Below are 13,482 nucleotides of genomic sequence, written 5' to 3'. Positions count from 1 at the left end.
AACGGCCGGCCACCCTCCCAAGGCGGCATCTACATGCCGAAGGCCCCGCGTGTCGACCCACCGCGCAGCGGATTGGTCGGCCCCGGCAGCACCGCCGTCCACCCGGCGAGGCGCGCGCCTACTCCGGCCAGCAGGTCGCCCTGTAGAACCGGGCACCGGAGACGCCCCTAGTCGGCCCGGTCGCGGGCGGGACTTACTTTGGTTTGCTAATCGGCTGCCGATCCGGAGGCCATTGCGCCTCGCCCACCCCCGTCTGCCATTGCGGACTCAGCCAACACGGCGAACCCGAAGTAGAGGTGACTGAGATTCGTTATGGCGCTCAGCACCGAGTGCTTGTAATAGCAGGCGTTCTGTTCAGCTTCCAGCAGCGTCGACAGGTTCGCTTCTTCGTCTTCCGAGAAGTGGATCGTGTCGCCATAGTTGAAGGTCAAGATCAGCTTCTGCGGGTTGATGTTCGCATAGCTGAACGGCGGCACCTCACGATCCGGCGGAACCGGTGGGGCGGCCATCTCACACACGATGGTGTTCAGCATTCTGTTCATCAATGCGCCACGCGCTTTTGCCCACTGCGCTACAACCCTTCTCGCACTCTCCTTCTCGCTCGCGGACAGCAACTTAACGGCCTTCATGATCCTGCCCCGCGTGCGAGTGAAAGACGCGAATTCGTCGTCGCTGTGCAATTGACGGAAGGCGAGCGAGGTCCCGGCGAAAGCTTCGGGCGACGGGAACACCAACGTGATTTCGGGGGCTCCGCCGCTCTTGAAGCTGTAGCGCATACCACTTTCCTCGTTCAGCGCGGAATATCCCGCAAGCTGACGACACATCCGCGCATAGCGCTTGAGGACCCGGCGGTCGTCGTCCGTCAACCCCGGCAGCACCGGGAACGCCCCGGGATCTGGCAGGTTGAACGCGTACGTAAGTAGCTCCCAATGGTGCCGAAAGCCGTGGTTCACGCCCACCGCATGCTCGATTAGGGGCGGCTCAAATTTCAACTGAACCGGTTGGACGGAGTTCTCATAGGGCACCATCGACAAGTTGCGGTCCCCCGTCAGCGGGTTAACCGTGTTACCCACGATCTTGGAGAGCAGCTGCATGTCACCCCACTCAAACGAGAGAATCTCGGCCTGGTCGTAGTCGGGGATCATCATTACAGCAGGGTTCCTTCGGCACGGCGCGGCTCGCTCATGCGTTCGAGCGACTGAGGTCACTGTACGACCGCCATCCGACACGAGTCGGCGTGTCCCGCCCTGACCAGCATCAACAGTGTTCGAATTGTTCGATTACCCCTGCTGAGTGTCACGAGATGTCACAACTCGATCGAAAGTGTCACCAGCGGACTTGAGCGCCTCAGGCTGCGAGTGCGTATAGAGCTTCATCGTGAAACTGGCATCCGTGTGACCGAGCCACGCGGCAATGACAGCTGGAGCGACGCCATCGAGTGCCAACTGGGTGGCGGCCGTGTGCCGCGCGCCGTGCAGTTTCAAGTGTCGCAGCCCGGCCTTCTTCACGGCAGCCACCCAGTACCGGTACACGACCGGGGGCGCATACGGCAGTCCAGCCTCGTTGGACACGACGTAGTCAAACGGGCCAGCGTCGACCCCGAGGCGCAGCCTCTCCTTTGCTTGCCGACGACGTGCAGCGCGCAGCACTCCGACCAGGCGATCGGGCAATGGCAACTCACGACGAGATGCCTTCGACTTTGGATCGTTCTCACTGACGCTGCCACCAGCCGACACGCGATTGTTCACGATGCGTAGGGTTTTGTACTTGAGGTCGACATCGCACCAGCGCAGCCCCGCGATCTCACCCCGACGCAGCCCAACCAGGGCCAACTCGTATGCATGGGCCAGGCGGTCACCGGCGAAGCTGGCGCGCAACATGTCGACTTCAGCGACACTGTAGGTATCCACGTCTTTGTGGGCCGACGGCAGCGGCTTGACGAGCTCAGCCGGGTTGCGAGCCAGAAGCCCTTGGAACACCGCATCTGCGAATACCCCGGTGATCGCCTGGAGGCTTTTGTTAACACTCGCTGATGACCACGGTCTGCGCTTCCGGCCCTTTGCAGTCATGGTGCCGCCCTCGGCGAGATCGCGAACCAGCGTATCGATATCTGTCTTGGTGATTCGCTGGGCCAGAACATCGGCGAAGCGCTCCACCAGCGGCTGTAGGTCGTAGGCCTTCTTGTCGCGCGCAGTGGGACGCAGGTCGTGTCGACCCGCCAGGTAGTTCTTGACCATCTCGCCGACTGTGAGTGTGCGCCTCGGCACGAACACTTTCTTCTCAGCCGCGTCGCTGATTTCGCTCAGTGCACGACGTGCGTCCTTCTCGGTGCGGTAACGCCGCCGAACCTGTCGACGTCGGCCAGTCTGAGGGTCCTCGCCCACGTCGACTGTCAGTTGATACCGAACCGCGTCTTTGCCGGTACGCCGGTCGCGAACGGTCAGCTTCTTGATCTGCGGCGGCAGTTGTTGTCGGGACATTTCACGCCGCCGTGTCACCGGTTGACTCGGCATCGAGTTTCGCAATGTATTCCGCAACAGCAGTTTCCGTGACGAACCGACGTCGGCCGATCTTCACTGACCTCAACTCACCGGACCCGATCAACTCGTAATACTTGCTGTGACCGATCGGAATCATCTGCCGCACTTGTGATTCCGTTAGTAGTTGTAGCATCTCAACGTCCACGACTTCCCGGCCCCGGTGATGCGCCTGCTCCGATTCGCTGTCCTTCGGGTGGTCCGATGGCGGCGATTGCGTTGGTGTATTGGGCTTTCCAAGTGAGTCTTTGGGAGATGGCTCGCATGATGAGTTCGCTGCGGGGTGGGGTGCGTTGGCCGGATTCGAGGCGGTAGATAAGAACATTGTCTCGCGCGTCCGGGGTGATGCCGGCGTCGGCGAGCAGTTGCCGAACAAATTTGTGCCGGTCGGCTTGGTGATCAGGCAGGGTTTTACCGGACCACTTCCGGGACACCAAGACCCGCCGGCCCGGCAGCCCGAGGGTGCTTCGACGGTGCGCTTTCGATTTGCACTGCCCGGCAACCATTTTCGATGATGCACCCTTGGGGACGATGCCGTAACGCAGCCAGATGGGGCAGCGCGGTGAGCATGGGGTTATCGCCAGTTCGGTGTGCAAACGCTCGTGATGGGCATGCTGGGCGGCGGTGGTGGGTGTGATGATTTCACCGATCGATTTGGTCAGGTACTTAGTCAGATACCCGATGTGCCGTCCCGCCTCTGTGCCGCCGCCGAGGATGCCTTTGGAGTGCACCTGTTCCCCGAAGCGCACCACATGCGCCGGGTTCGCATCGGGGTCGTCATCGACGGCCTGTAGGGCGTCCTGCCAGCTGGTGAGTGGTGTGTGGGTGTCGGGGTCGATGAAGGTGCACCGGGTCGGATTCCACACCGGCAGCCTGCCGGAATCGGTGTAGATCAGCTGGTCGTGGTTCGGCCACCACACCTGGTGGTAGGTGGCGGCAGCCACTTGGCGGACGAGGGCGTGAGGGATCGCGCCGCGCAGCGCCATGTGCACGTGCGGGGCGCCGCGTTTCTGAGGTTCCACGGTGGCGAAATACTGGACGTCCCAGCCCAGGACGCGCCGCAGGTTCTGGATGAACCGGTCCAGCAGAGCGGCGAAGTGGATCGCATCGCGGGCCGCACGCCGGTAATCATAGGCGCCGGGATCGATCGGGGCGCCGCCCTGGATCGGCCCGTAACTGTCACAGGTCAACGTGAGGAACATCGACGGCCGGTACTTACCCACGTACTGCTGGCCGATGGTGTTTTTGCGGACCTGCCGGGTCGGCAGGTCGATCACGTCGTGGCGGCGTTTCGTCGACCGAGTGCGCAACGGGGTGGGCGGGGGGTCCAGTGGTGGCAGGGTGCCGCGCATCCCGGTGGCACGCAGCTGGGTGTCGAGTTCACCGACCGCGGCCCGCAGCTCAGCGACGGCTTCGTGGTCGTGGTCGCGGTCGGTGGTGGCGTCGCGGTAAGCGGCGACTAGATCAGCGCGGGAGCGCAGCAGCTCGGATTGCTGCTCGGTGGGTTCAATGGCTGGTTGGACCGGTTCGTGGTCGAGGTGCCATCCTTCGCGGCACTGCTGCATGCGCAGTGCGCGCGCTTTTTTCGCGCACGGGGCGCATTGCGATTCCATGGTCGATTTGCAGGGCACCGCCGCGTAGTCGGTGGCGCCGGTGTCCAGGTTGACCGTTCCCATCACCAGCGGGCGGACGCACACCCCGTGAGTTTGTGCGGCGGCGACGGCGATTTCGTGGAAGGAGGGCCGGGCTCGCCGTTCGGCGGCGGTTTCTCGTCGGGGCAAGGGGTCCGCGGAGTGATCGGGCGGTGGCGGTGCGTGGGGGCTGACCGGTGCAGGTGAGGGGGTCGGCATGGCTCAGCCCTGCGAGGAAGCAGTGTCAGGCCGGCGCGGGAGTCGGCGGCGTTTCGGTGGCCGGAAATGTGTGACCAGATAGTCGATGTCGTCGTCGGTGACATGAAACGCCCGGACCCGTTGTGGTTCGGCGGTGCCGTCCACCATGACGTAGCCGACACCCGGTGTGGACTCGGGGATTTCGTCGCACACTGCCCCGGCATCGCGCGCCGCCTGCCCAAGAATCATCGTGGTTTGGTTCGATTCGGTCAGGCGCAGTCCCACGCGGACAGTGAAGTACTGGCGCAACGACACCACTTCTTTTGACGGGTCTTGCACGGCGCCTATCAGGGTGATCCCGACCGCACGACCTTGAGAGAGCAGCAGCCCGAGCAGCTGGTCGACTTCGGCGCGGATTTTGCGGTCGGTGCCATAGGCGGTCAAGGCGGCGAGTTCATCGATGATCACCACCGTCAACGGGTCCTCGACGCTCGGCGTGTGGGTGCGGGTGTGGCCACGCAACAGCTGGGTGCGGCCATCCATCAACTTGACCAGGCCTCGCAACAACTCCAAGGTCTGCTCGGTGCGGTCAGCGGCGAACGCGGTGAACAGCCCTGCGCCGCGGGCGAATTCCATCCCGCCCTTCGGGTCGATCACACAGAGTTGCACCAGGCCTGACCGCACAGCGGGGGCCAGTCCGGCGACCAGGGACTGCACCACGCTGCTTTTGCCCGACCCCGTTGAGCCGGCGACCAGAATGTGATGACCCTGGATCGGTAGCCGCCACGGCGTGCCGGTGTCGGTGACCCCGACCGTCACCGCCGCCAGCTGCACTCGTGTCGCGTCGGTGGGCCGGGGCAGCCGCACCGCAGCCGCGAGGGTGTCATCACGGTGCACGGTGACCGTGAGCTGGCCGGGCTGCAGGGACCGCACCGTCACGCGACCGCTTCCCCAGGCGTGGGCCAGGGCGTCGGCTTGCTTGCCCCAGTCGGTCGCGGTCTGCCCGGTCACCATGCCGATGTTCAGCGTGTCGGTGGCGGTGCCGATGCGCACCGACCGCAGCCGCGGGACCATGGTCCGCTCACCCAGCGTGGCGGTCAACCCGTGCAGGGTGCACACCTGCGCCCAGGCGTGCTTGTAGCGCCACCAGGTCAGGTAAGCCGTGCGGACCGGTAGCCACGATGCAGCGCCAAATCCGGCCGGGTCGACCAGCGCCAACGCGATGTAGATGAGGGCGTATACCCCGGCCACGATCAGCCCGCCGCCCCACCCGAACCAGGCGCCCGCCCATGCGATCATGATGATCGGCAAACTCAACACCGGGAACCGCACCGTCCACGATCCGAGCAGCACGGCGAGCTTGGCCAGCATTAGCAATATGTCTTCGACCAGCTGGTCGGCCGAACTCTGACCGCTGTTGCCGGACGGTTTCGAGTTGCCGGTGGCCATCACGCACCCGCCTTCACGGTCTCGCCGCGCGGCGCTGACGACGACTTACTCACGGGCGCAGGTGAATTCACGTCACCTTTGATGCCGGTCGCCCTGTAGACGTAGCCCACATAGGTGTATTCGCCCTGACCCATCCGCCGCGGTTCGGCGGTCAGGCCTTCCAGTTCGATCATGCGAATTCCGCTGCCCGCCAACAGCTCCGGCGTGGATGGCACTGGCTGTACCTCGGCCAGAAATGTCACCACGAAGCTCGCCCGTTTGGCTTTCGGCTCATCGGGGTCCGACACTGCGCCAGCCCACTGCCGCAGACCTGTCGCCGGATCAGCCTTCTGCACATTCGGACGCTCAAATTCCATGTCCGGGCCGATCGGACCCAGCAACATCAACCCTCTCGGGAACGCTTCTGTGTGTTGCATCGGGAACCGGTGCCCTTTTTGTATCGCCATGTCAGCTTTCTCCTGTCTGTGTGACTTGGACCACGACAACATATCAACTGATATTTTTGGTGGTCAACTGTTATGCATCGATAGGTCAGAAAAAATGTGAATCGCCCCATGAGGCACTGGAGCGATTGGTTTTCAACTGATCGCGGCTGATATTGTCGGGCATCTCAACTGCTATGGACGGATGGTCATGACCTCACCGACTACGCCCCGGCAGGCGATGCACCGCCAGATCGCCCAAGCCGTTCGTAACGACATCGAGGCCGGCATTCTCCGCGACGGTGAACGGCTGCCTTCCACACGCGAGCTCGCGTCGCAGTGGAACGTCAGCGTCTTCACGATCACTCAAGCGATGGACCTGCTTACTGCCGAAGGCCTGGTGCGCAGCAAGGACCGCTCGGCACGCGTCATCACCGCTCCCGACACTGCGGCAGCACCCAAAAGTCTGCAGCTGCCCACCCCGCAATTAGTCCTTGTCGGCGGCTACGCCGGCAGCGGAAAAACCGAATTCGGTCGCGTCCTAGCCCGCCAGACCGGATGGACAATCCTCGACAAGGACACCATCACCCGGCCGCTCGTCCAGCGTTGGCTCGAAGACCTTGGCGCTTCACTGGATGACCGCGAATCCCCCACCTACATGAACAAGATTCGTCCCCATGAGTACGAAGCACTCAACGCGGCAATCGAAGAGAACATCGAGTGCGGCAACTCCATTGTCTCCACTGCGCCCTACCTGCACGAGCTCACCGACAGGGCATGGATCGACCGCACCCAGGCCCGAGCCGACGACCTCAATGCCGACCTGTCCATCGTGTGGGTAACCTGCGCGGCCGACACCATGAACCTCTACCTACGACGCCGGGCCGCAGCACGTGACCGATGGAAACTCGCGAACTGGCCCACTTACCTGGCCAGCGTCGACACCACTTTCGCCCCGCCGGTGCCGCATACGCTGATCCAGAATGACCCCGACAGCCAACCCTTGCAGGTTCAGGCCCGCAGCTTCATCAAATCCATCCGAGCACAGGCCGGGCAGCAGTAAGGCATTTGCTCACCGCGCTCGTTCTCCACTGCCTCGGTAAACTGTGGGTCGGTATCTGATGGCGTTGGCTCGTTGAGATTGATTTGGCCTTGCGGGCGGTCGGGTCGACGCGGGTAGGTGGTTTTTGGGGGTCGGCGGGGTGCGCTGGCGAGGTGGGTTGGTGTACGGCAGTTGATCTGCTGAGGCTGTGGCCACATGGCCTGGTGGGTGTGGGCCGGGGTAGTGCGGTGTGTTTAGTGGAATCCGGCGAGGGTGATGTGCAGGGCTTGCTGCAGTTGGGTGCGCAGCGGTGGGTTGGTGGTGGTGTTGTTGAGCCAGTGTTGGAGCACGGTTTGTGCGGTGCTCAGGGCTGTGTGGATGAGCAGTGTGGGGCGGATGTCGGTGGTGGGGTCGGTGTTCATGCGGGTTGCGATCATGGTGGTGAGTTGGCGGGTTTGGTTGTCGCTGAGCAGTGTTGAGCTGTTGAGCAGGTGTGGTGCGCTCTGCAGGGCGTGTTTCCAGTGTGGGGAGTGCTGGCCGGCTGTTTCGCCGAGGTGGTCGACGAGGAGGTGGATGAGTGAGGTGGCTGCTGTTTCGGTGGGCGGACGGGTGTTGTAGGTGGTGATGATTTCGGCGATGGCATGTTGGATCGGGGCGGTCAGCAGGTGTTCTTTGTTGGGTGCGTGGCGGTAGTAGGTGCTGATGGAGATGCCGGCGGTGGCGGCGATGTCGTCGGTAGTGACTGCGGCGTAGCCGTGTTGGGCGAAGAGTTGGTGTGCGGTGGTTTGGATGTGGGTGAGTAGTTCGGTGCGGCGGCGGTCTCTGAGGGTGGGGGGTGTGGGGTTGGCGGTAGTCATGGTCGATTCCGGTGGGTGTGTCTAGGTTCGGGTTGGAGAGGGTTTGTGGCGCAGTGGGTTTCGTTGTGGCCACCAGCTGGTTTCGCGGAGCAGGGTGGCGATGGCAGGCACGGTGAGGGTGCGTACGACGAAGGTGTCCAAGAGGAGGCCGCAGCCGATGATGAGTCCGGTTTGGATCATGATGGCTATCGAGCCGATCATGAGGCCGAACATGCTGGCGGCGAAGATGAGTCCGGCGGAGGTGATGACGGAGCCGGTGTTGGCGATAGTGCGGAGCACGCCGACGCGGATGTTACGGGTGGATTCCTCGCGCAGTCGTGAGATGAGCAGCATGTTGTAGTCGGCGCCGACGGCGACCAGGATGATGAACGCCAGAAGTGGTACGGGCCAGGCGATTTCTTTGCCGAGGCCGTATTGAAATATCAGGGTGCCGATTCCTAGTGATGCCCCGTAGTTGAGGATGACGGTGCCCAGTAGGTAGAGCGGTGCGACCAGGGCGCGGAGCAAGACGATGAGGATGAGGCCGACGACGAGCAGGGTGGCGATGGCCATCAGGCGGAAGTCGGCGGAGAGCAGGCGTTGAATGTCTGAGTTGACGGCGGGAAATCCGGCGACGGCGATGGTGGTGTTGGCCAGTGAGGTGTTGGGGCGTGCTGCGTCAGCGACTTCGGTGAGTCGGTAGGCCAGGGTCATCGCGTCGCTGCTGTAGGGGTCGTAGCTGGACTCGATGGCGTAGCGGGCGGTTTTGCCGTCCGCGGATAGGAAGTGTTTGGCGACGTCGGCGAATTGTTGGTTGTCGAAGGCGTCGTTAGGGAGGTAGAAGCCGCTGGCGGTGTCGGATCCGGTTGCTGATCGTGCGGATTGTTGGAGTTGGGCGGCGATTTTTCCCATGCCGGAAAGCATTTCGAGGTTGCTGTCGACGAGGGTGTGGACGCCGGTGGCCAGCGAGTGAGCACCGGATGCGAGTTGGTGGACGCCGGTTTGGAGGCGTCCGATGTTGGCGGCGAGGTCGCCGGAGCCTGCGGCGCCCATGGCGGTGTCCAGGGTGGTGATGAGCCGGGTGACGTCGGCGAGGGTGCCGCCGCCGGTGTTGGTGGCCGGCTGGTAGAGGTCGGCGAGGGTGGTGAGGTGGTCGAAGAATCCGTTGTCGCGCAACGTGATGAGTAGTTGGGCTTGGTCGTGTAGTTGGGCGCATTCGGTGGCGGCGGCGCACGCGGGCCAGTTGCTGATCGCGGCGATGAGGGGCTCAAGGGTGGTGATGGCGGTTTGGGCTTGTTCGGCTTGGTGGCGTAGTGCGGGCCCGGCGGCAATGGCGTGATCGACGGCGGGTGCGGTGGCAGAAAGCTGTTGCAGCAGCGGCCGCAATCGCTGGGTTTGGATGCCCGCGGTTTGAGCTTGGCCTAAGAGCCCAGTCAGCGGGGTCAGCGCGGTGCCCAGGGTGGTGTCGAGTTGGGTGAGCCCGTCGGCGAGCTGGTCGGCGCCGTTGGTGAGTTGGCCCAGATCGCTACGGCGGGATTGGCCGTCGTTGACCGCGCCCGCGAGCCGGTCACCGATTTGGCCGTTCTGCCAAGACAGTTGGGCTTGTTCGAGCCGTTTACCGCCGGGGCGGGTGACTCCGGAGACTTTGGTGACACCGGGCAGTTGGGCGAGGCGGGAGGCCATTTCGTCAAGGTCGGCCAGTCCTCGGCTGGTGCGCATGTCGGTGGGTGACTGCACGACCAAGAACTCGTTGATCACGATGTCTTTGCGGAAGTGGCGATCCAGCAGTCGATACCCTTCGTTGCTGGCCGAGGTGGTCGTTTGGCCTTGGCGGTCGTCGTAGCTGATGCGCATGGTGGTCGCCACTGCGCACAGAGCTAGGACGAAGATCAGGCTGGCGGCCAGCAGGGGCACGGGGCGTCGTACGACGGCCACCGCGATCCGGTTCCAGTAACGGCGGGTGCGGTCGGTGTTGGGTTCACCGATCCCACGCCGGGCGGCCAGCGCGAGTACGGGGGGAAACAGAGTGACCGTGGCGGCGAACCCGATGATCACGGCGATGGCGCAGGCCGGGCCGAGTGCGGCGAAGACGCTCAGTTCGGCGAAGGTCATGGACAGAAATGCCAGCGCGACGGTGGCGGCCGAGGCTGCGATGACCCGCCCGATGGTGGCGGTGGCGTGGATGACCGCGGTCTGGGCGGGGACCTGTTGGCGGCGCTGTTCGTGGTAGCGGCTGATCAAGAACACTGAGTAGTCGGTGCCGGCGCCCAGCAGGATCACCGTCATGAACGCGACGGTGAACTGAGACACCGGCATGCCGGCTTCGCCGAGTCCGGAGAGCACCCCGCGCCCGACCGCGAGGCTGATACCGATCACCAGCAGCGGCAGCATCGCGGTGAACACCGACCGATAGATCAGCAGCAAGATCATGGCGATCAGCCCGGCGGTGGCCACCGAGATGAGGATCAGATCCTGTTCAGCGGAATCGATTTGATCGCTGAAGGTGGCGGGTGGGCCGGTGACGCGCACGGTGGTCGGTGAGTGCCCGAAAACCTCGGCGACGATGCCGCGTACCGCCCGCACCGATTCCGCGGTGCTGGGATCACCGAGGGTTCCGGCCACCCCCACCGGCACGTACCATGCCTTGCGGTCGGCGCTGAGAGCTTGCGCGGCGGTGACCGGGTCGGCCAGGAGGTCTTGGACCTGCCGGACGTGGCTGGTGTCGGCCCGTAACCGCTGGATCAACGTGTCATAGCGCTGCTTAACCTGCGGGGTCAGCCCGCTGGGATCCTCCATCGCCACGAAGATCGTGGTCTTGGAGCCTTGTTCACCGAACGCCGAGCCCATCCGGTCTACGGTCTGCAGCGACGGCGCCCCGGGCGGTATCAGATGCACCGACTGGTGCTTGACGACCGTTTCCAGTTGCGGAAAAAGGATCGCCAGCACCACCGCGGCGGCGATCCAGGACCCGATCACCAACGCTTTGTGCCGGATCGCGAAACCCGACAGCCGCGCTAGGCGCTCACTGTAGGTGTCGCGGCCCTGTGCCGCTTCCGCGGCGCCACGCTGCTCCTTGGGGCGACTCAACGTCGCCACGCCGGCATCGCCCCAGCCCTTGATTACCATCCCGGCCCCCCCGGCGGCATAAAGAAACTGTCGGTATCGCAACAGTACTATCGGTATCTTTGTGCGGCATCCGGCAAAGCGCAATACGCCCGCCCGCCGGTCGCGGCCTGCCCCCAGCGGCCGCGACAGCTTCAGTCCAACATCTCCCGGCCCATCAGCTCGTCGTCGAGATAGGAACACGACCGCGGCGGATAGTGGCGGGGACGCACACGATCACCCGCGGTCGCAACCCGGGCGTGCCCGAGCTTGGCCAGATCATGGCGAACGTGGCGGACCTCCTCGAACAAGACGCCGGGCAGCAGCCGCTTGGCCGCCCGCGCCACCACCGCGCCGGTGCGCCCGACAGCCCGCGCCGGCCGCCGCGTCAGTGGCGTCGCCGCGGTCGGGTCCTGGATCTGGCGCCGGATGAGCTCCCGGCGTTGCTGGTGATTCACCATGGCCTTACCCCCTCGGTGTTGGCCTGCACGGCGATACAGGTACTAACGGTATCGCTCCGATACTAACAGTATCGTTTCGCTAAATGCCAGCCTTGCGTCCGCGGTATCGGCGTCGACGCCAGGCGGCGAGGATTACGGTGAACAGGTGGAGCCAGGCGCGGAGGAACGTGCTGTCGATATCGACGGCGACGAGGTGGATCCACGCCTGGCGCGGTCCCGGACCCGGCTGCTCGACGCCGCGGCCAAGCTGCTCAGCGCCGGCGGGGTCGAAGCGGTCACCATCGAGGCGGTCACCAAGGCCTCCAAAGTGGCCAGAACCACGCTCTACCGCCACTTCACTAGCTCCACCCACCTGCTGGCCGCCACTTTTGAGCGGCTCCTGCCCCAGGTCAGCCTGCCGCCGGCGCAAGGCTCGCTGCGCGAACAGCTCATCGAACTGCTCAGCCGGCAAGCGATCCTGTTTCAGGACGCACCCTTGCACGCCACCACGCTGGCCTGGGTCGCCCTCGGGCCGACACCGGAGCGCCCCGACGAGGTGCACGACCGCCACGCGCTACGCACACGCGTCGTCGCCCATTACCGACAGCCCTTCGCCGAGCTGCTGCAAAGCCCGGCCGCCGCCGCCGAACTCGACGACTTCGATGTCGACCTCGCCATGTGCCAGCTCGTCGGCCCGATCGCCTTCGCCCGCCTGACCGGCCTACGCGCCATCAACCGCGAGGACTGCGAACACATCGTTGACGACTTCCTGCACGCCCACGCCCGCACCCGATAAACCCCACCGGGCCCGGCCGGGTCCGACGTCGTCGGCAACCCGGGGATTCGCGCCGCACCGCCCACCGTTGTGGTACGAACGGTAGCGCAGGGATACTGCTCGTAGCGGGGGTTCGGTATGGGTGACTGTCGGGCCGATGGTGCATGGCCGCCGTCAAGAGCGGGCTGCTCGGGGCGGGCTCGCGCAACCGGTGCCGGGACGTCATGACCGCGGCGCAACCTGCCGGTGAGGCACCCCACGCGAGTGAGATCCTGGATGCGACCCTGCATGCAGCGACCTGCGGCGGTTATAGCGCGGTGCAGATGCGGGCGGTGGCTGATGTCGCCGGCATCGGTGTGGGGACGCTCTACCGGTATTTCCCGTCCAAACCGCACCTGCTGGTCGCGGTGTTGCGCCGCGAATTCGACCGACTGGCCGCCGAGTGCGCATGGCACCACAACGACACCACGCCTGCCCAGCGGGTCGCAGCCCTGACCTCACGACTGCACGTCGAATGGCAGCTCGACCCTAACCTGACCGAAGCCACCACGCGCGCCCTGGTGGTCGCCGACGCGACCGCCGCGCCCACCGTCACCCAGACCGCCGACATCCTGCAACAACTCTTCGCCCACGCATTGGGCGGCAGCACCGTCACCGAGCACCACCATGACCTCGCCGGACTCATCACTGATGTCTGGCTGGCCAACCTCACCGCCTTCAGTGGCCACCGACTCTCCGCAGCCCAAGCCCGAGAGCGGATCGACCGCGGCACGGAACTCCTACTGCGCCAGACCTCATCAATAATCTCCACGTCATAAACGGCCACAACCCCCGACCTAGCCACCCTCGAGGCTTATGCGGCGAATTTCGCCCCTCAAAGCAGCCAACGCAAAGCACACCCAAGTGCTGTCGAGCACAAGAAAGTGCGAGCAGCCGACGGCACAAAATAATTGGTTCCATATTGAAACTGCAGTTCAGGACGCTAAACAACTGAGCTTCGAATCGGCCCATCTACCATTAACCGAACAAACCGCACGCATTAACCGATTG

At 64.3% G+C, this 13,482-nt stretch carries 13 protein-coding genes; 4 read left to right on the top strand and 9 right to left on the bottom strand.

Translation table 11 applies throughout. From position 1 onward, the window contains the following. Window positions 1-206 precede the first annotated feature (206 nt). The 6 genes from AC5Y5Z_RS24000 to AC5Y5Z_RS23975 all read right to left on the bottom strand — a co-directional run bounded on the left by AC5Y5Z_RS24000 (window position 207) and on the right by AC5Y5Z_RS23975 (window position 6,261). Window positions 207-1,148: a hypothetical protein gene (locus tag AC5Y5Z_RS24000; RefSeq protein WP_230589185.1), complete on the bottom strand. Its 942-nt coding sequence runs from the start codon at window positions 1,146-1,148 to the stop codon at window positions 207-209. 132 nt (window positions 1,149-1,280) lie between these two features. Then, the gene (locus tag AC5Y5Z_RS23995; RefSeq protein ID WP_036443990.1) at window positions 1,281-2,480 is read right to left on the bottom strand and encodes a tyrosine-type recombinase/integrase; all 1,200 of its coding nucleotides are present in this window, start codon (window positions 2,478-2,480) and stop codon (window positions 1,281-1,283) included. Window position 2,481: 1 nt separating this feature from the next. Continuing rightward, window positions 2,482-2,673, bottom strand: a complete 192-nt coding sequence (locus AC5Y5Z_RS23990; RefSeq protein ID WP_036443988.1) for a helix-turn-helix domain-containing protein — start codon at window positions 2,671-2,673, stop codon at window positions 2,482-2,484. A 1-nt stretch (window position 2,674) separates the two neighbouring features. Continuing rightward, window positions 2,675-4,387, bottom strand: a complete 1,713-nt coding sequence (locus AC5Y5Z_RS23985; RefSeq protein ID WP_080712103.1) for a replication initiator — start codon at window positions 4,385-4,387, stop codon at window positions 2,675-2,677. A gap of 3 nt (window positions 4,388-4,390) precedes the next feature. Continuing rightward, on the bottom strand, window positions 4,391-5,815 hold the full coding sequence (locus AC5Y5Z_RS23980; protein ID WP_036443982.1) for an FtsK/SpoIIIE domain-containing protein: 1,425 nt from the start codon (window positions 5,813-5,815) through the stop codon (window positions 4,391-4,393). Beyond that, window positions 5,815-6,261 (bottom strand): hypothetical protein, encoded by a 447-nt coding sequence (locus AC5Y5Z_RS23975; protein WP_036444018.1) that lies wholly within the window; start codon window positions 6,259-6,261, stop codon window positions 5,815-5,817. The genes AC5Y5Z_RS23980 and AC5Y5Z_RS23975 overlap by 1 nt, the downstream gene beginning before the upstream one ends. Before the next feature lie 187 nt (window positions 6,262-6,448). On the opposite strand from AC5Y5Z_RS23975, the gene AC5Y5Z_RS23970 reads away from it, so the two are divergent. Continuing rightward, on the top strand, window positions 6,449-7,300 hold the full coding sequence (locus AC5Y5Z_RS23970; RefSeq protein ID WP_036444015.1) for a P-loop nucleotide/nucleoside kinase family protein: 852 nt from the start codon (window positions 6,449-6,451) through the stop codon (window positions 7,298-7,300). Window positions 7,301-7,533: 233 nt separating this feature from the next. Here AC5Y5Z_RS23970 and AC5Y5Z_RS23965 read toward each other — a convergent pair whose 3' ends face one another. From AC5Y5Z_RS23965 to AC5Y5Z_RS23955, 3 genes are all read right to left on the bottom strand, one after another. After that, entirely contained in the window at window positions 7,534-8,136 is a 603-nt protein-coding gene (locus AC5Y5Z_RS23965; protein WP_036443979.1) for a TetR/AcrR family transcriptional regulator, read from the bottom strand. 21 nt (window positions 8,137-8,157) lie between these two features. Beyond that, a complete protein-coding gene (locus AC5Y5Z_RS23960; protein WP_036443976.1) occupies window positions 8,158-11,241 on the bottom strand; it encodes an MMPL/RND family transporter in 3,084 nt (1,027 codons plus the stop codon). 131 nt (window positions 11,242-11,372) lie between these two features. Beyond that, entirely contained in the window at window positions 11,373-11,678 is a 306-nt protein-coding gene (locus AC5Y5Z_RS23955; RefSeq protein ID WP_036443973.1) for a hypothetical protein, read from the bottom strand. A gap of 145 nt (window positions 11,679-11,823) precedes the next feature. On the opposite strand from AC5Y5Z_RS23955, the gene AC5Y5Z_RS23950 reads away from it, so the two are divergent. The 3 genes from AC5Y5Z_RS23950 to AC5Y5Z_RS23940 form a co-directional block, all read left to right on the top strand. After that, window positions 11,824-12,453 carry a TetR/AcrR family transcriptional regulator gene (locus tag AC5Y5Z_RS23950; RefSeq protein ID WP_051754198.1) on the top strand — a complete coding sequence of 210 codons (630 nt, stop codon included), beginning with the start codon at window positions 11,824-11,826 and terminating at the stop codon, window positions 12,451-12,453. Window positions 12,454-12,596: 143 nt separating this feature from the next. Then, a complete protein-coding gene (locus tag AC5Y5Z_RS23945) occupies window positions 12,597-13,250 on the top strand; it encodes a TetR family transcriptional regulator (RefSeq protein ID WP_230589182.1) in 654 nt (217 codons plus the stop codon). A 37-nt stretch (window positions 13,251-13,287) separates the two neighbouring features. Beyond that, a partial coding sequence (locus tag AC5Y5Z_RS23940; protein ID WP_499927931.1) for a hypothetical protein occupies window positions 13,288-13,482 on the top strand: 195 nt, incomplete at its 3' end.

The sequence above is a fragment of the Mycobacterium sp. NGS29 genome, assembly GCF_059812965.1.
The sequence above is the reverse complement of the archived record's forward strand: the minus strand, read 5'-3'. Positions and strand labels throughout refer to the sequence as shown.